The organism is Actinoplanes sp. NPDC051537 (genome assembly GCF_055586105.1).
Genome location: NZ_JBVJIU010000015.1, coordinates 207,639 through 225,522 on the forward strand (window position 1 = coordinate 207,639; position 17,884 = coordinate 225,522).

A 17,884-nucleotide genomic window follows, 5' to 3' on the forward strand; every position below is an offset into this window, starting at 1 on the left:
GCCCGCCGCTTGTTCAGCTGATGTCGCGACGCTTGGTGATCAGTGTTCCGATGACGCCGGCGACCACCGCGTAGCCGATCAGCACGATGGCGCCGACCCAGCGCGGAGGGTTACCGGGTAGTTCGGTTCCGGAGATCATGAGCTGCGAGGCGCTGGTCGGAATCAGCACCTGGAGGTTCTCGAACCACTCCGCCACGTACTGCGTGAGCAGGAAGAAGATGAGCCCGATCGCCGACGTGCCGACCACGTACACGATGCCCAGGATCAGCGTGGCCGCGAGCTGGCTTCGGATCAGCACGCCGAGGCCGACGCCGAGGACCGCCCACAGGACGAACGCCAGCAGGTTGAGCCCGATCGCCCGCCAGACCGCCGGCTCGCCGAGCAGCGACCCGAGGTCGAGGTTGCTCATGATCGGCGGGACCACGACCAGGTTGAGGATCGTGGTGCCGAGCCAGACCATCACGGCCACGATCACGGCGGCGCCGAACTTCGCCAGGATCACCGATTCCCGCTTCGGCGTCACCAGGAACGTGGACGTCGCGGTGAGGTGGAAGAACTCACTGGTCACGATGATCGCCGACAGCAACAGGATGATCAGCACGCCGAAGTACTGACCGCTGGTGTACATGCTGGTGGCCACGTTGATCGGCTCGAGCGCGGCCCGGACCTGCTCGGCCTGGTCGTCGTTGCCGACCTGGTTGGGGTCGGTCGAGGCGAACTGGGCCCAGTTGGCGAGCACGCTCGCCGCGTACAGCGGGACCAGGATGATCCCCATGATCCACCAGATCGAGGTGGTGCGCAGCTTGAACAGCTCGGCGTTGACCAGTCTCATCGTATGCCCGCCATTCCGGCCGTGAGCTGCAGGAAGACCTGTTCGAGGTCGCCGCGCTCGGGAGTCAGCTCGTGCAGCTCGACCGAGGCGGTGAAGGCGGCGTGCCCGATCGCGGCCGCGTCGGCGCCGCTGACCAGCATGGTGCCGTCGGGCTGGGGCGAGGAGGTGGCGTTCAGCGCCTCGAGCGCCTTGGCCAGCTCGGCCGGCTGCGGGGTGCGGACCCGCACCTGGGCCGCGCCCATCGAGCCCAGCACGTCGTCGACCGGGCCCTGCCGGATCAGCTTGCCGGCCGCCACGATCACGACGTCGTCGGCGAGCAGCTGCATCTCGCCCAGCAGGTGGCTGGAGACCAGGACCGTACGTCCCTCGGCGGCCAGCGCCTTGAGCAGGTCGCGCATCCACCGGATGCCCTCGGGGTCGAGGCCGTTGGCCGGCTCGTCGAGGATCAGCACCTTGGGGTCGCCGACCATGGCGGCCGCGATGCCGAGCCGCTGCCGCATGCCCAGCGAGTAGCCCTTGAACTTGCGCTTGGCCGCCGGGGTGAGCCCGACCAGCTCCAGCGTCTCGTCGGCGCGGGAGTCGGGCAGGCCGGCCGCGCGGCAGATCATCCGCAGGTGGTTGCGCCCGGTGCGGCCGCGGTGGGCGCTGGACGCCTCGAGGACGGCGCCGACGTGCCGGATCGGGTCGTGCAGCTCGGTGTACTTCCGGCCGCCGATCGTCGCGTTGCCCGCGGTGGGCGTGACCAGCCCGAGCAGCATGCGCAGCGTGGTGGTCTTGCCGGCGCCGTTGGGGCCGAGGAAGCCGGTGACCCGGCCCGAGCGCACGGTGAAGCTGAGGTCGTCCACTGCTCGCAGCTTCTTGTACTGCTTACTCAGGTGATCGACGACGATGTCGTCGGTCTCTGGCGCGCTCATCGGCGCTGCTCCCTTCCGGGCCTGGTGGTGAAGGGATCAACGTACTAGGCGGCCGCCATGCTTGGTGCCCCGTGGCGCGAAGCACAAGGCGTTCATGTTTCGGCCATGACTCCACACCAAAGCCGACATTCCATCGGCAGGTATTGCCCTTACACAGATCACATGAGCGTTCTCCTGACCGCCCCCGCATCGACCGGGACCAGCGGCTACACGCTGCTCCTCGCCGACGACCCCGATCAGGTCGCCGCCGCCCAGCGGTTGCGTCACGACGTTTTCGCCGGCGAGCTCGGCGCTCGCCTGCACGGCGCCGTCGAGGGCCGGGACATCGACGAGTTCGATGAGTTCTGCGACCACCTGATCGTGCGCGACGACGCGACCGGCGCCGTCGTCGGCACCTATCGGATGCTTCCACCCCGGGCCGCCGAACGGGCCGGACGTCGTTACGGGGACGGCGAGTTCGACATGGCCGGGCTGCGCCCGCTGCGCGACCAGCTGGTCGAGACCGGGCGCTCCTGCGTGCACCCGGACCACCGTACCGGCGCCGTGGTCAACCTGATGTGGGCCGGCATCGCCCGCTACCTGCACCTGAAGAACCTGCGCTGGCTCGGCGGCTGCGCCTCGGTGCCGCTCGCCGACGGCGGGGCGACCGCGGCCGGCGTCTGGGCCCGGGTGCAGTCCAAGCACCTGGCGCCGCCGGCGCTGCGGGTCACGCCCCGGGACAACTGGCTGCTGCGCAACGAACTGGTCGGCGACCCCAAGGCGCAGCCGCCCGCGCTGCTCAAGGGCTACCTGCGGCTGGGCAGCTGGGTCTGCGGCGAGCCCGCCTACGACGCGGACTTCAACTGCGCCGACTTCTACGTGCTGTTCTCGATGGACCGGATGGACCCGCGGTACCGCCGGCACTTCCTGGGGGCGGCGCGATGATGTGGCAACCCGTCTCCGGCTGCGGCGACCAGTGCCGCGACGGCGCCGACGCGCATGCCCCGCGCGGCCTGGCCGCTCTGCGGATGGTGACGCTGGCCGGCGTACTCGTCGGTGGCTTCCTGATGGTGCCGCTCCTGCGTGGCGCCGCGCTCCGCGGCCTGGCCCGCACGATGCTCGCGGTTCTCGGGATCAAGCTGGTCCGGCAGGGACCGGCGCTGCGCCCGGGCAGCCTGATCGCCGCCAACCACGTCTCCTGGCTCGACATCCTGGTGCTGCTCGCGGTGGCGCCGGTCCGGCTGGTGGCCAAGGGTGAGGTCGGCGCCTGGCCGGGGATCGGCGCGCTGGCCGGCCTCTCCGGGGCGATCTTCATCGACCGGTCGCGGCCGAAGGCGCTGCCGACCACGGTGGCCGAGGTGACCGCCGCGCTGCGGTCGGGCCGGACGGTCGCGGCGTTCCCCGAGGGCACGACGTTCTGCGGCGCGAACCAGGGCCGGTTCCGCCCGGCGCTGTTCCAGGCCGCGATCGACGCCAAGGCGCCGGTCGTGCCCGCGTCGATCGGCTACGACACCACGGCGGCGGCCTTCATCGGGGACGACACCCTCTGGGATTCCGTACGCCGGGTGGCCGCGCTACGGTCGCTGACGGTGACCATCGTGACGGCCCCCGCCCTGCGCCCCGGCGACGACGCCGACCGGCGCACCCTGGCCCGCGCCGTGCAGTCCTCGCTCGGCCCGTCTGGGTATCGCCTGGCAGCCTAGCTGAATATTTTCCCAGTCAACTTTCAGCCGCTGTGCAGCGTAAGTGCAGCGGGCTGATAAACAATTGGCTGCATGGCCGCTCAGACCCAGCCCAAGCAGAGTGAGGCGAAGCTCCTCGTCGTCGAGGACGACGCGAATATTCTGGAGCTTCTCTCCGCCAGCCTGCGCTTCGCCGGGTTCGACGTCAGCACCGCGACCAGTGGCAGTGCTGCCGTCAGCGCGGCGAAGAACGCGGCTCCCGACCTGGTCGTTCTCGACGTCATGCTGCCCGACCTCGACGGTTTCGAGGTCATCCGGCTCATGCGCGAGGGCGGTCAGCGCACCCCGGTGGTCTTCCTGACCGCTCGTGACGGCACCGAGGACAAGATTCGTGGCCTCACGCTCGGCGGCGACGACTACGTCACCAAGCCGTTCAGCCTCGAGGAGCTCACGGCCCGCATCCGCGCGGTGCTCCGCCGCACGACCCAGGGCGACGAGGAGCCCTCGCGCCTGGTCTTCGCCGATCTCGAGCTCGACGAGGAGACGCACGAGGTCTACCGGGCGGGCCAGCGCGTGCAGCTGTCGCCGACCGAGTTCAAGCTCCTGCGCTACCTGATGCTCAACGCCAACCGCGTGCTGTCCAAGGCGCAGATCCTGGACCACGTGTGGAAGTACGATTTCCGGGGCGACGACAACATCGTCGAGTCCTACATCTCGTACCTCCGGCGCAAGGTCGACAACGTGCAGCCGCGTCTGATCCACACCCTGCGCGGCGTCGGCTACGTGCTGCGCAAACCCGCCGTCTGAGGCCGGCAATGACGCTGACCGAGCGGGTGCGCAACACGATCCCGCCGCAGCCCAACCTGCGTCGGGTGTCGCTGCGCACCAAGCTCGTCGCTTCCGTGCTGGTCCTGGTCTTCGCGGCGCTCACGCTGATCAGCCTGGCCAGCACGTTCGCGCTGCACACCTACCTGATCTCGCGGATGGACGACCAGCTGCGCACCTTCGCGGGCGCGTTGGTGGCCGCCTCGGAGGCCAACGACCAGACGATGAGCCTCCGCTACACGGTGCTGGGGCCACCCGACTACATGGCCTCGCAGAAGACGACCACCGGCTTCGGCCCGGTCTACCCGAAGAGCCTCGCCGCCGCCGACCAGCCGCCGTTCCCGACCACGGTCAGTGAGATCGACGCGCACGCCAACACGCCGTACACGGTGCGCTCGACCAACGGGAAGTACCTGTGGCGGATGCTCATGGTGCGGCTCGACAACGGCACGGTGCTCTACGTCGGGCAGCGGATGACCGGCATCGACGAGTCGATCGCCCAGCTCGTGCGGGCCGACATCCTGGTCGGCGTCGGCGTGCTGATCGCGCTGGCCGCGGTCGGCGCCGCCCTGGTGCGGCAGAGCCTCATCCCGCTCTTGCAGATCGAGCGCACGGCCGCCGCGATCGGCGCCGGCGACCTCACCCAGCGCGTGCCCGACCCCGAGGACCATGACGGCGGCGGTGATCCCACCACCGAGCTCGGCCGGCTGTCCCGGGCGCTCAACGCGATGCTCGCCCAGATCGAGGCGGCGTTCATCGCCCGCGCCCAGTCCGAGCAGGCGGCCCGCGACGCGGCCGAGGCGGCCCAGTTCTCCGAGGCCCGGGCGCTGGCGTCGGAGGCCAAGATGCGGCAGTTCGTGGCCGACGCGTCGCACGAGCTGCGCACGCCGCTGACCACCATCCGCGGTTTCGCCGAGCTCTACCGCCAGGGCGCCGTCGCCGACCAGGAGGACGTGGCCAAGCTGGTGCGCCGGATCGAGGACGAGGCCGCCCGGATGGGCCTGCTGGTGGAGGACCTGCTGCTGCTCGCCCGGCTCGACCGGGAGCGGCCGCTCACCCTCGCCCCGGTGGAGCTGCCGGTGCTGGCGCTCGACGCGGTGCAGGCGGCCGAGGCGGTCGCGCCCGAGCGCGAGATCAAGCTGGAGATCCGAGACGAGGCGGAACGGCTGGTGGCGTACGGGGATGACGCCCGTCTCCGCCAGGTGATCGGCAACCTGATGACCAACGCGCTGGTGCACACCCCGCCGGACGCGTCGGTGACCCTGCGGCTGTTCGCCGAGCCCGGCAACCGGGCCGTGGTCGAGATCGTGGACACCGGTCCCGGGCTCTCGGACGAGCAGAAGGATCACGTCTTCGAGCGGTTCTACCGGGCCGACGAGGCCCGCACCCGGCGCATCGAACGGGCCGCGACCGGCACCGGATTGGGGCTGGCCATCGTGGCGGCGATCGTGCGTTCGCACAAAGGAACCGTCGAGGTGATCAGTCAGAAGGGCCAGGGAGCGACGTTCCGGGTCACTTTGCCCACCCTAAACCCCGACAAAAGCTTCACAGAAAACATCCAGCCGTAACACAGTCTGGTACGAGCGCGGCGGGGCAAGGTGGTGGACATGAACGAGAACGAGACCGAACCGCGGACCGAGAGCGCTTCCTCTGAGGGCAGCAGCCCGGAGCGGGGACAGTCTGAGCAGCCGACGGTCGCCGTCCAGCCGCACGGTGGCAACGCGCAGTGGAGCGCTCCCGCCGCCGGTGCCCCGCAGCCGGCTGCTCCCCAGGCCGCTGCTCCCCAGGCCGCCGCTCCTCAGGCCGCCGCTCCTCAGTCGGCCGCCCCCGCCGCCGGCACGCCGTGGCCGCAGCAGCCGCAGCCGCCTCAGGCCCCGCAGTCGCCCTGGCAGCAGGCGGGCTACCAGCAGCCCTACGGCTACCAGCAGTGGGCCCAGCAGCACCAGGCCCAGCAGCATCAGGCCCAGCAGCACCAGGCCTACCCGCAGCAGAGCGCCTGGAGCGGCGCCACCGCCACCCAGACGCAGCCCGCGCTCGAGGGCCAGCCGCCGATCTGGCAGGGCAACGAGAGCTGGCAGCCCACCGACGGCCAGCCCGCCTGGGCCGCCCCGGTCGACGGCGACCAGCGTCCGCCCGGCTCGGGCCGCGGTCGCAAGATCTTCGTGGCCGGCGCCGCCGCCGTGCTGATCGCGCTCGGCGCGGGCGGGGTCGGCGCCGCGACGGCGCTGGCCTTCGACGACAACGGGTCCAGCCCGACGGTCCCGACCAGCAACTCCTCGGTCACCCGGGTGGTCGACCGGTCATCGCTGGCCCAGATCGCCGCCGGCGTGCAGGACAGCGTCGTCTCGATCACCACCGAGTCGGGCGAGGGCTCCGGCGTGATCCTCTCCGCCGACGGCTACATCGTCACCAACAACCACGTGGTCGCGACCGCCCAGGGCGACACGGTCACTGTGATCTTCGCCGACGGTAAGAAGGCCCAGGCCACCATCGTCGGCACCGACCCGCGCACCGACCTCGCCGTGGTCAAGGCCTCCGGCGTCTCCGGCCTGCACGCCGCCAGCTTCGGCAGCAGCGCCAAGATGCAGGTCGGCGACACGGTGCTGGCGATCGGCAGCCCGCTCGGCCTCGAGGGCTCGGTGACGGCCGGCATCATCAGCGCCAAGGACCGCACCATCCAGTCCTCGAGCGAGGACCAGCAGACCCCGCAGAACCCGTTCGGCAACGGCAACGGCAACCAGCAGCAGCAGTCCTCGGGCTCGACCACGATGTCCGGCCTGCTGCAGACCGACGCCCCGATCAACCCGGGCAACTCCGGCGGCGCCCTGGTCAACACCAACGGCGAGGTCATCGGCATCAACTCGGCCATCGCCACCCAGGGCTCGGGCTCGGGCAACATCGGCCTGGGCTTCGCGATCCCGAGCGACAAGGCCAAGCAGGTGGCCGACGCCCTGATGGCCGGCAAGAAGGTCAGCCACGCGCAGCTCGGCGTCAGCGTCACGCCGGCGGAGAACGGCGGGGCCCTGGTCAGCAACGTGACGGCGAACAGCTCCGCGGCCAAGGCCGGCATCCAGCAGGGCGACGTCATCACCGCGGTCGACGGCAAGCCGATCGACGACTCGGACGACCTGGTCGCCGCCGTGCAGGCCGGCGCCGTCGGTCAGAAGATGACGATCGACTACACCCGCAACGGCGCGAAGAAGCAGGCGACCGCCACCCTGGCGGAAGCCAACTGAGACCGGAAATCCCTCCCCGCTGCGGGGGGGGGGGGGGGGGGGGGGGGGGCTTCCCCCCCCCCCCCGCCGCACGCTTTCTTATGCCGTCTTTCCCGAACTTATGGGGCAACCCTGACGATTCGCCACCCGAGACTCGCCTTTGACCAGGTGGACCGCCTACTCTCCAATCCGCCGTCGGCGGCGCCCGCCCCGACGAGGCTTGGCGGAGCGAAGGGCCCTTTCAGGTGACCTACGTCGAGACCCGGATGAACGTCTGGGAAGCCCTGGCCGGGCGCGCACCGGGTGAGCCGGGCGGACCGGTCGACCCCGGGTTGTGGGGAGCCGTCGTCGACCGCCTCAACCCGGCGAGCGCGCGGCCCGTGCTGCGCGCCGGCATCGAGGCCGTTCAGCTCGCGTCGGCGCGCGGTGACGCGTACATCATGTTGCGCTCGCCGGACGACGGCGCCCGCGCCGGATATCTGCGTCTCACCCCCGAGGAGTGGCAGCTCGCCCTGCTCATGGACGGCGAGAGCACGGTGGCCCGGCTGGTCGCCGAGTTCGCCCGGATCGCCGGCCGGCTCGCCCCCGACGAGGTCCGCCGGGTGGTCGCCGACCTGGCCGGCAACCGGATGCTCGACGAGCTCCCGATGGACGCGTTCCGCCCGCTCCAGGAAGCCCGCCGCAAGCCGCTGCCGGAGCGGATGGCCCGCGGCCGCCGCACCGTGTCGTTCGACGTCGACAGCCTGATCACGGCCCTCTACCGGGCCGGCGGCCGGCTGATGTTCGGCACCCCGGCCTTCGCCCTCACCGGCGTGCTCGCCGTGCTCGGCCTCGGCCTGTTCGTGACCACCTGGGTGCGCGGCAGCCGGTCGCTGTTCCTGACCGGCGACTCCTATCTGCTGGGCGCGATCGTGCTGGTCGTGCTCAACGTGATCGTGCTGGTCACCCACGAGCTGAGCCGGGCGCTGGCGACCAAGGCCGCCGGGCGCGAGGTGCCCGCCGCCGGCCTGCTCCTCTACTTCGGCATCCCGTCGTTCTTCGTCGACACCACCGACGTCTGGATGGCCGGCCGCCGCGCCCGCATGCTGGTCGCCGCCGCCGGTCCCGGCAGCGCCCTGTTCCTGGCCGGCCTCGTGCAGCTCGGCGGCCTGGCCGTGCCGGCGCTCTCCGGGCTCGCCTTCAAGATCGCCTTCCTCTGGTATCTGAACGCGTTCTTCCAGCTCAGCCCCTTCCTGCCGCTCGACGGGCACTACCTGCTGATGGACTGGCTGGAGATTCCGCAGCTGCGCGCCCGGGGCCTGGCCTGGGTCGGCGGCCGGCTGCGTGGGCGCCCGCCGCGCTGGTCCGCGCTCGACCGCGAGGGCCGGCTCATCGCGCTGTACGGCGCCCTCGCCGTCGCCTGGCTCGCCTTCGCCGCCGTGCTGACCTTCCGGGTGTTCTCCGACCGCGTCTCCGGCCTGGCCACCGGCCTCTGGCACGAGGGGCTGCTCGGCGCCCTGCTGCTCCTGCTCGTCGTGCTCGGCCTCGGCGCGCCCGCCGTCTTCTTCCTGCTCGGCCGGATCACCCGCTGGTGGGGCCGGTCCCGGCAGAAGCGCGCCGAGAACGACCGCGAGGCCGACAGCCCGCGCCGCCTCGCCGCGTTGCGCGCCTCCGACCTCGGTGGCCTGCCCGAGCCCGCGCTGGCCGGCCTGGCCGCCCGCGCCCGCTGGGTGCACCCGCCGACCGGCCGCCAGGTCGTGCAGGCCGGCGGCTCCCAGCCCGCCGTCTACGTCGTCGTCGAGGGCGCGCTCCAGGGCCGCCGCCCCGGCGACCCGCCCGGCACGATCCGGCACCACGTCGGCCCCGGCGGCGTCGTCGGCCTGGTCAACGCGATCACCGGGCGGTCGACCCAGCTCGACTGGCACACGGCCGGCACCACGCTGCTCTACATCCCGAGCGCGACCATCTCGACCGTGGTCGGGCCGCTGCCCGGGCCGCCGCCGCAGGACCGGGCCGAGGCCGAGGCGCTCTTCGCCGACACCCCGGCGCTGGCCTCCCTCGCCGTCGACCAGCGGCTCGCGCTGATCGCCTCGGCGCACCCGGTCGACCTCGAGCCGGGCGCGCCGGTGATCCTGCACGGGCCCACCCATGCGGTCGTCGTCGAGTCCGGCGTGATCGCGATGGGCGAGGGGATCGAGCTGCGCCGCGGCACGCTGGTCGGCCCGGTGGGCGAGGGCAACCCGGGCGCGGTGGCGCAGTGCCGCACACCCGTACGCCTGTGGGTCATCCCCGACGCCGCCGACCTGCCGCCGCTGGTCGGCTCCACCCACCGTCCCGGCTCGCCGATGCCGGTGGTCGCGGTCAGCGGTGGCCTTCGTCCGGGCGCCCCGGCCCCCGACGCGTACCCGCCGCTCGCCGTCCCGCCCGGCCCGCCCGGCGGCCCCGACGACCAGTCCGCCGACCGCCGCTACGAGAACCGGCTGTGGTGGCTGACCGTGGTGCTGCTCGTGCTGGCGCTGCTGCTGACCGGCCTGAGCTTCCGCCCCGGGCCGGCCTGGGCCGAGATGGCCCACGACAAAGTGCTGCTCACCGTCGACAAGGGCCGGGCCAACGCGACCTCGGACGGCGACGTGGCGACCCTCGAGCCCGGCGACCGGCGCTACCTCGCGAGCGGCGCCCAGATCGAGGTCCCGGTCCAGTCGACGGCCCGGCTCACCTACCCGGGCGGCGCGGTCAGCGTGCTCTGCGCCGGGACAGGGCTGACCGTCGGTGACCTGTCGGTCGGCTCGGGCCGCCACCAGAGCCCGCGCGGGGCGATCTCGCTCCAGACCGGGCGGATGCTGGCCGACACGACCAGCACCAGCGGGGCCTATCAGCCGCTGCGGCTGACCGTGAACCGCGCCGACGGGACCGTGTCCGCCTCGGCGGCGTCCTGGTTCTCGGTCGAGCCCGACAAGGTGACCGTCTCGTCCGGCCGGGTGCTGGTGGGCGGCAAGGCGACCGAGGCGACCGGCGCGCAGCTCAGCTGCGGGGACGGGGTCGCGGTGACCCAGCCGTCCCAGTCGACGCCGCCGACGGAGGAGCCGCTGCCGTCCGAGGAGGCGACCGTCGAGCCGTCGCTGACCGAGAGCGTCGCGCCGTCGACGAGCGCGACCACGCCGGCCACCACCGAGCCGACCGAGGCCACGACCACGACCACCGCGCCGACCGAGTCGACCACCCAGCCCACGACCCGTCCGGCGACGACACAACCCACGACCCGGCCGACCCGTACGACGAACCCGACGACCTCGCCGACCACCGCGCCCCCGCAGCCGACGACCCCGCCGACCACCACGCCGACGCCGACGACGCCGCCGACCACCACGACCGCCGCTTCGGGGATAGCACCCTCGGCATCCGAATAGGTACTGTCCGTAGTGTGCAGTGTTGGTTCTGTAGCGAGTCGGCGCGCGGGACCTGCCGGTTCTGCGGGCGCGGAGTTTGTGCCGAACACGCCCGCTTCGGGCCGTATCTGCTTCAGGTGAGCCACTCGGACTCGCGGCGTCGGATGGAAGCCCTGGTGGTGGACGATGCCGTGCAATGTGGGACATGCCGTCCACGACCACACCCGGTGGCGATGCCAGAACTGGACTGACGGCCCTATCGTCTAGGGATGACCCAACAGGACGGCGACGACCTCGGTGTTTGGTCGGAGTTCGGCACCGCGGCCGGCATGGTCGCGCGCAACCTCGCCCAGGGCTCGCACGGGTCCCCCGGGGACAGCTCCGGCTTCGGCGACAATCCCGATCTGGACGGACTGCCGCCGGTCTCCCAGGGGCTCGGCGACGCCCCGGCCGACCTCGGCCAGGCGGTGCGCGATCTGGCGCCCCCGCCGCCGAAGGGCTATCACAACCGGGTGGACGCCGACGGCGACGGTCATCTCGACAGGGCGACCTACCTCGGCGACGGCCACGGCGGCGCCGAGATCCTGGTCGACACCAACCACGACGGCCACGTCGACTTCATCGGCCACGACACCGACCTCGACAACCGGGTCGACTTCGCCGAGTACGACAAGAACCACGACGGCTTCTTCGAGAAGAAGATGTACGACGACAACAACGACGGGTACCTCGACCGGGCCGAGTGGACGCACGACAGCTGATCCGGGTTCATCTATTTACATTTACAGTTAACAGTCCTAATAATTGGCCATGCGCCGATCGATGATCTTCGCCATGGTCGTATCCCTCGCTGCCGCCGGCACCACCGTCTACCTCGCCTCCTCGGCCAGCGCCGCGACCGCCTGCGCCCCCGCGTGGAGCGCCACCGCCGTCTACGTCGGTGGCAACTCCGCTTCGCAGAACGGCCACAACTACGCCGCCAAGTGGTGGACCCAGAACGAGTCCCCGGCCACGCACTCCGGCCAGTGGGATGTCTGGGCCGACAACGGCGCGTGCGGTGGCACCACGCCCCCCACCACGCCGCCGCCGTCGACGACCCCGCCGACGACCACCCCGCCCACAACCGTGCCGCCCACAACCGCGCCGCCGACTTCCATCCCGGCCACCGGCATCCCCAAGCACGCCCTGATCGGCTACCTGCACGCGAGCTTCGCCAACGGCTCCGGCTACCTGCGCATGGCCGACGTTCCGGCCAACTGGGACATCATCGACCTCGCGTTCGGCGAGCCGACCAGCGCGACCTCCGGCGACATCCGGTTCACGCTGTGCCCCGCCACCGAGTGCCCCGGCGTCGAGTCCGAGGCCGACTTCATCGCCGCCATCCGGGCCAAGCGCGCGGCCGGTAAGAAGGTGCTGCTCTCCATCGGCGGCGCGAACGGCCAGGTGCAGCTCACCACCACCGCCGCCCGCGACAAGTTCGTGAGCTCGGTCAGCGCCATCATCGACAGGTACGGCCTGGACGGCGTCGACGTCGACTTCGAGGGCCACTCGCTGTCGCTGAACACCGGCGACACCGACTTCAAGAACCCGACCACCCCCGTGATCGTCAACCTGATCAGCGCCCTGAAGTCCCTCAAGTCCCGCTACGGCGCCGGCTTCGTGCTGACCATGGCCCCCGAGACGTTCTTCGTCCAGCTGGGCTACCAGTACTACGGCTCGGGCCCGTGGGGCGGCCAGGACCCGCGCGCCGGCTCGTACCTCCCGGTGATCTACGCGGTCCGCGACTTCCTGACGATCCTGCACGTCCAGGACTACAACTCCGGCTCGATCATGGGCCTCGACAACCAGTACCACTCGATGGGCGGCGCCGACTTCCACATCGCCATGACCGACATGATGATGGCCGGCTTCCCCGTTGCCGGTAACACGGCCAACATGTTCCCCGCGTTGCGCGAGGACCAGATCGCCTTCGGGGCGCCGAGCTCGGTGAGCGCCGGCAACGGCTACATCGCCCCGTCCGCGATCCAGCAGGCGGTCGGTTGCCTGGTGAGCGGCGCGAACTGTGGCGGATACACCCCACGCAGCGGCACGAACCCCAACTTCCGCGGCCTCATGACGTGGAGCATCAACTGGGACAAGTACTACGGCTGGGAGTTCCAGAACCAGAACGGCGCGTACGTGAAATCGCTCCCGTAGCCCCGCCGCTCAGATCTTGGAGAGTTTGTGCGCCCCAGGAGCAGAAACTCTCCAAGATCTAAAAAGGGTGACTCGCAGAGCGGTTAATTCGCGCAAATCGCGGGGGCGGAGAAATCGCAGTGTCATTGAGTGGCCCAACGGGCCGACCATGCAACGCCGGGCCCGTGGGCAGCTCTCCCTGCAGAGAGCGGGCGGCCCCCACCAGCCGGCCACGCACCGCGCCGGCGGCCCCTTGTGGACAGCCGACGAGAATTGTCATAGCCGGGCCGTAGCGTTGCCCCACCCAGTGAACGGGGTGGGGAACGGTCACAGAGACAGTGAGTGGCCACACTGAGCCCGGCCACGCAGCGCCCGGGCCATGGCCGCCCAGCCCAGCCAGGGCGAGACGGTGGGTGACGCTTTGAGACCGGTCATTCAACGCCCGGGCCGCGCTGAGAGTGAGCGCCCCAACTCAAGCCGGACCACGCGGCGCCCGGGCCATGGCCGCCCAGCCCAGCCAGGCGAGACGGTGGGTGGCCGCACTGAGCCCGGCCGCACTGAGCCCGGCCGCACTGAGCCCCGGCCACACGGCGCCCCGGTCGCCCAGCACTTCGCAGCCCAGCCACCGCGATCCGCGCCGCCCCTGTGGGCAGCCGGCAAAAAGTGTCGTAGCCGGCCGTTAGCGTTGCCCCACCCAGTGAACGGGGTGGGGAACGGTCACAGCGGCAACCGGGGTGGCAGAGAGCCGACGCTACCCCGCGATCGCGTTGTGCACGGCCACGCGGTGAACGTCGGGGTTGGACCACGACCAGTTGGGGTGGGCGCGGTTCGTCAGCAGGACCACCACCATGCGGCGGGCGGGCACCACCAGCAGCGACGTCCCCGTGAAGCCGGTGTGGCCGAAGCTGGTCGGGGACGCCAGTTTGCCCATGAACCAGGGCTGGTTCATCTCCACGCCGAGGCCGTGGTCGGCCGAGCGGCCGGGGCGTTCGGCGTCGATGGCCGGCTTGCCCTTGTTGACGTCGGTGAGCATCTGCTTGACCACGTCCGCCGACAGGATGCGGCGGCCGTTGTGGGTGCCGCCGTTCAGGAGCATCTGGCCGATCACGGCCACGTCCTGGGCGGTGGCGAAGACGCCGGCGTGGCCGGCCACGCCGCCGAGGATGTTGGCCACGTCGTCGTGGACGGTGCCGCGCAGCAGGCCGCGGGAGGTACGGGCGTCGGTGGCCACCAGGCGCTGCTTGGCCGACGCGGGCACCCACTTCAAGGGCTGGAAGCCGGTGCTCTCGAGGCCCAGTGGCGTCGTGAGGTTGTCGCGCAGGGCCTTGTCCAGGGACTTGCCGGTCATCTTCTCGACCAGGCGGCCCAGCACCATGAGGCCGACGCTCGAGTAGCGGAACGTGGTTCCGGGCACGCCGCCGGCGACCAGGGGCGTGGACATGACCGACTTCCAGCGGGCGGCGTTGGTCGCCATGCCGGTGACCTTGGCGCCGACCGGGAGCGCGGAGGTGTGGGCCAGGAGCATGGCGACGGTGACCCTGTCCTTGCCGGCGCCGGTGAAGTCGGGCAGGTACCGCTGGACCGGGGCGTCCAGCGCGACCTTGCCCTGGTCGACCAGCTGCAGGGTCAGGATCGCGGTGTAGACCTTGGTGAGCGAGGCCAGGTCGAAGATCGAGTCGGTACGCATGGCCACGCGCTTGGCGGCGGGCAGGTCCACGGGGCCGGCGCCGTAGCGCAGGGCGTGGCCGACCGACGTCGTGAACTGTGGCTTGCCGTCCTGGGCCACGAGGGCGACCGCCCCGGCGTACCCGGGATGCTTGGGGTTGTCCTTGGTCGGCTTGAGGTATTTGGTCAGCGTTTCGGTGACTCGGACGCCGTACGGGAACGCGTTGGCCTTCGCCGAGGAAGCCGGGGACGCCGAGGAAGCCGGGGACGCCGATGAGGAGGACGGCGCCCGTAAGGCTGAGGGGGGCGTGGAGGCGAGCGGCTCGGTGTCCCCGACCGGCGAGGCCCAGGTCGGCGCCGCGGAACCGCCCGATCGGCCGCATCCGGTGAGCACGGCGGCGGACGCGGCGAGACCGCTGCTCAGCAGCGTGCGGCGGGCGAGAGTCACGGCGACGATGATGACATGGCGCGGCGGTTCTGTCCTCTCGTGCCAGGATGAAGCCATGGTCAACAGTCCGGTGGCGTTCGTGCTCGGTGGCGGCGGTGTGCTCGGCGCGGTCGAGGTGGGCATGCTGCGTGCGCTGTTCCGGGCCGGCTTCCGCCCCGATGTCGTGGTCGGCACGTCGATCGGCGCGGTGAACGGCGCCCTGGTCGCGGCCGACCCGAGCGAGGCCATCACCGACCGGCTGGTCCGGCTCTGGACCTCGCCCGAGGCGGCCACGGTCTACGGCGACTCGATCGGCCGGCAGATGCGCCGGTTCGCGGCCCGCACCCACCTGCACTCGCCGCTGCCGCTGCGCCGCCTGCTGGAGAGCGAGCTCGGCGAGCACACCACGTTCGCCGACCTGAAGATCCCGTTCCGCTGCTGCGCGGCCAGCATCGAGCGCGCCGCCGAGCACTGGTTCGACAGCGGCCCGCTGGTCGACGCCGTGGTGGCCTCGTCGGCCGTGCCCGGCCTGCTGCCGCCCATGGAGATCGGGGGAGAGCACTATGTGGACGGTGGGATCGTCAACTCGATCCCGATCGGGGAGGCCGTCCGGGTCGGCGCCAAGCTGATCTTCGTGCTCCAGGTGGGCCGGATCGAGCGTCCGCTCACCGTGCCCCGCCGGCCGTGGGAGGTGGCTCAGGTGGCGTTCGAGATCGCCCGGCGGCACCGGTTCGCGCGCGAGGTTGCCTCGCTGCCCGACGATGTACGCGTGCACGTGCTCCCCAGCGGCGGCGGCGAGGGCCGCGACGACAGCCCGTGGGCGTACCGCGACATGGCCGCGGTCGGCCGCCGGATCAGCCGCGCCTACACCGCGTCCCGCCGATATCTGCACGCCAACGTGAACCCGCTGCCGGGCGGGCACTGATGCCGCTGCCGCCGGTCTGGGTCCGCCGGCTGATCCTCGCGCCGGCGGTCGTGCTGCTCGCGGTCGGCCTGCTCACCACGCTGCCGGTCTGGCTGCTGCTGGCGCTCGCCGCCTCGCCGCTGGTGCCCGGCCACCTGCGGGTGCCCCGGCTGGTCTTCCTGGCGATCGTCTACGTGGTATGGGACGCGGCCGCCCTGGTCGCCCTGGCCGTGCTGTGGGTGGCCTCCGGCTTCGGCTGGAAGATCCGCAACCCGGCCTTCCAGCGCGCCCACTACGTGCTGACCGGCCGGTTCCTGGGCGTGCTGTTCTGGCTGGCCCGCTGGTCGCTGCACCTGACCGTGGACGTGGTCGGCACCGACCCCGACACGGCCATCCCGGGCCGTCCCGAGATCGTGGTGAGCCGGCACGCCGGCCCCGGCGACTCGTTCATCCTGATCCACGGGCTGGTCAACTGGTTCGACCGCGAGCCGCGGATCGTGCTGAAGGCGACCCTGCAGTGGGACCCGACGATCGACGTGCTGCTCAACCGGCTGCCGAGCCGGTTCATCTCGCCCGGGCGGTCGGCCGCGAAGAACCTCGAGCAGGAGGTCGGCGAGCTCGCCGACGGCCTGGACGACAACGACGCCTTCGTGATCTTCCCGGAGGGCGGCAACTTCACGCCCCGCCGGCGGATCAAGGCGATCGCCTGGCTGCGGGCCCGCGGACTGTCCGACATGGCCGAGCGGGCCGAGAACCTGCGTAACCTGCTGCCGCCGAAGCCGGGCGGCCTCTCCGCGGCGATCGACGCGGCGCCGGACGCCGGCGTGATCTTCGTGGCGCACACCGGGCTCGACCGGATGATGACAGTCGCCGACATGTGGCGCGAGCTGCCGATGGACAAGCAGCTGATCATGCGGTTCTGGAGCGTGCCGCCCGAGGAGGTGCCGGCCGACGAGGAGGAGCGAGTGGTCTGGCTGTACGACTGGTGGGCCCGGATCGATTCGTGGATCGAGGAGAACCGGCCGGCGGCCCGTCCGCTGAGCACGGACTGGACCGCCCGCCGGCGAACTCAGGAGCCGAGCGAGCTGTAGAAGCTGTCCGGCGCCTCGGTGATCTCACTGGCGGCCGGCGCGGTGATGGTCACCGGCTTGCCCCAGTTCGCGTACGTCACCTGCAGCGGCTCGCCCTGGGGCAGGTCGATGGTGAGCGTGGAGAGCCGGCCCTGGTCGTCGAGCGTGGCCGTGAACGGCACGTTCTGGACCGGTGCGGCCGAGGCCGCGGAGGCCGCGACGGTGATCTGGCCGAGGCCGGCGAGACCGGCCGCCTTCGACAGGTCGACCGAACCGGAGTAGTTCGTGTCGCTGGTCGCCTTGACGTCGGTGGTGGCCTTGATCAGGTCGGCGGTGCCGACCGGATCGATCTGGCCGGGCCGCAGGCCGATGTTCGCGTTCGCCGGCAGGCGGGAGCCGTCCAGGTGGGTCCAGGTGCCGGCCTTGGTGATCCCGGGCACCTGGGCGTACAGGTCCTGCCCGATCAGCAGGGTCTTGATGTTGATCTCGGCGTTCGGGCCGCTCGCCGTGAGCGCCGCCGACGCCTTGCCGTTCGGCGCGTCGATGTCGCCGGTCAGCTTGAAGCCGGAGCCCGAGGAAGCGGTGAGGGTGAAGCTGGTCTGGTCGAGCTGCTCGACCGCGGCGGAGAGCTTGGCCGCCGCCGCGGGGTCGGCGGAGCTGCCGGCGCTGGGGGTCGCGCCGCTGCTGGGAGCCGTCGACGATGTGGCGGTGTTGTTGTCACCGCACCCGGCCACCGCAAAGGCGACCGTGGCCATCGTCGCGAGACCCAGCCCGGCGAGCCGTGGTGTCCGCATTTCCCGTCCTCCCTGACGTCGTGAAGAGCCAACGGCT

General features: G+C 71.5%; 14 protein-coding genes. 10 read left to right on the forward strand and 4 right to left on the reverse strand.

The features are described 5' to 3' along the window. Nucleotides 1–13: 13 nt before the first annotated feature. Together ACZ6TB_RS33595 and ACZ6TB_RS33600 are read right to left on the reverse strand one after the other, a co-directional pair. Nucleotides 14–832 (reverse strand): ABC transporter permease subunit, encoded by an 819-nt coding sequence (locus tag ACZ6TB_RS33595; protein ID WP_465561340.1) that lies wholly within the window; start codon nt 830–832, stop codon nt 14–16. After that, nucleotides 829–1,746, reverse strand: a complete 918-nt coding sequence (locus ACZ6TB_RS33600) for an ABC transporter ATP-binding protein (protein ID WP_465561343.1) — start codon at nt 1,744–1,746, stop codon at nt 829–831. The genes ACZ6TB_RS33595 and ACZ6TB_RS33600 overlap by 4 nt, the downstream gene beginning before the upstream one ends. A gap of 162 nt (nt 1,747–1,908) precedes the next feature. Here ACZ6TB_RS33600 and ACZ6TB_RS33605 point away from each other — a divergent pair, with 162 nt between their 5' ends. The 8 genes from ACZ6TB_RS33605 to ACZ6TB_RS33640 all read left to right on the forward strand — a co-directional run bounded on the left by ACZ6TB_RS33605 (nt 1,909) and on the right by ACZ6TB_RS33640 (nt 13,008). Beyond that, nucleotides 1,909–2,670, forward strand: a complete 762-nt coding sequence (locus ACZ6TB_RS33605) for a GNAT family N-acetyltransferase (protein ID WP_465561346.1) — start codon at nt 1,909–1,911, stop codon at nt 2,668–2,670. Further along, nucleotides 2,667–3,428 (forward strand): lysophospholipid acyltransferase family protein, encoded by a 762-nt coding sequence (locus tag ACZ6TB_RS33610; RefSeq protein ID WP_465561349.1) that lies wholly within the window; start codon nt 2,667–2,669, stop codon nt 3,426–3,428. The genes ACZ6TB_RS33605 and ACZ6TB_RS33610 overlap by 4 nt, the downstream gene beginning before the upstream one ends. Before the next feature lie 72 nt (nt 3,429–3,500). Beyond that, nucleotides 3,501–4,214, forward strand: a complete 714-nt coding sequence (locus tag ACZ6TB_RS33615; RefSeq protein ID WP_465561352.1) for a response regulator transcription factor — start codon at nt 3,501–3,503, stop codon at nt 4,212–4,214. An 8-nt stretch (nt 4,215–4,222) separates the two neighbouring features. After that, nucleotides 4,223–5,800, forward strand: coding sequence for a sensor histidine kinase (locus tag ACZ6TB_RS33620; protein ID WP_465561355.1), 1,578 nt, complete (start codon nt 4,223–4,225; stop codon nt 5,798–5,800). A 39-nt stretch (nt 5,801–5,839) separates the two neighbouring features. Beyond that, on the forward strand, nt 5,840–7,468 hold the full coding sequence (locus ACZ6TB_RS33625; RefSeq protein WP_465561358.1) for a S1C family serine protease: 1,629 nt from the start codon (nt 5,840–5,842) through the stop codon (nt 7,466–7,468). 224 nt (nt 7,469–7,692) lie between these two features. After that, on the forward strand, nt 7,693–10,833 hold the full coding sequence (locus tag ACZ6TB_RS33630; protein WP_465561361.1) for a cyclic nucleotide-binding protein: 3,141 nt from the start codon (nt 7,693–7,695) through the stop codon (nt 10,831–10,833). 248 nt (nt 10,834–11,081) lie between these two features. Beyond that, complete coding sequence (locus tag ACZ6TB_RS33635; RefSeq protein ID WP_465561364.1) at nt 11,082–11,573, forward strand: hypothetical protein; 492 nt, start codon at nt 11,082–11,084, stop codon at nt 11,571–11,573. A gap of 73 nt (nt 11,574–11,646) precedes the next feature. Beyond that, complete coding sequence (locus ACZ6TB_RS33640; protein WP_465561367.1) at nt 11,647–13,008, forward strand: chitinase; 1,362 nt, start codon at nt 11,647–11,649, stop codon at nt 13,006–13,008. Nucleotides 13,009–13,738: 730 nt separating this feature from the next. Here the strand turns inward: ACZ6TB_RS33640 and ACZ6TB_RS33645 are convergent. Further along, on the reverse strand, nt 13,739–15,100 hold the full coding sequence (locus ACZ6TB_RS33645; RefSeq protein ID WP_465561370.1) for a serine hydrolase domain-containing protein: 1,362 nt from the start codon (nt 15,098–15,100) through the stop codon (nt 13,739–13,741). A 55-nt stretch (nt 15,101–15,155) separates the two neighbouring features. Here ACZ6TB_RS33645 and ACZ6TB_RS33650 point away from each other — a divergent pair, with 55 nt between their 5' ends. Both ACZ6TB_RS33650 and ACZ6TB_RS33655 read left to right on the forward strand, forming a co-directional pair. Continuing rightward, nucleotides 15,156–16,004: a patatin-like phospholipase family protein gene (locus tag ACZ6TB_RS33650; protein ID WP_465561373.1), complete on the forward strand. Its 849-nt coding sequence runs from the start codon at nt 15,156–15,158 to the stop codon at nt 16,002–16,004. Further along, complete coding sequence (locus ACZ6TB_RS33655) at nt 16,004–17,074, forward strand: 1-acyl-sn-glycerol-3-phosphate acyltransferase (protein ID WP_465561375.1); 1,071 nt, start codon at nt 16,004–16,006, stop codon at nt 17,072–17,074. The genes ACZ6TB_RS33650 and ACZ6TB_RS33655 overlap by 1 nt, the downstream gene beginning before the upstream one ends. Here ACZ6TB_RS33655 and ACZ6TB_RS33660 read toward each other — a convergent pair. Beyond that, nucleotides 17,053–17,847, reverse strand: a complete 795-nt coding sequence (locus ACZ6TB_RS33660) for an LppX_LprAFG lipoprotein (protein ID WP_465561378.1) — start codon at nt 17,845–17,847, stop codon at nt 17,053–17,055. The genes ACZ6TB_RS33655 and ACZ6TB_RS33660 overlap by 22 nt on opposite strands. Nucleotides 17,848–17,884 lie beyond the last annotated feature (37 nt).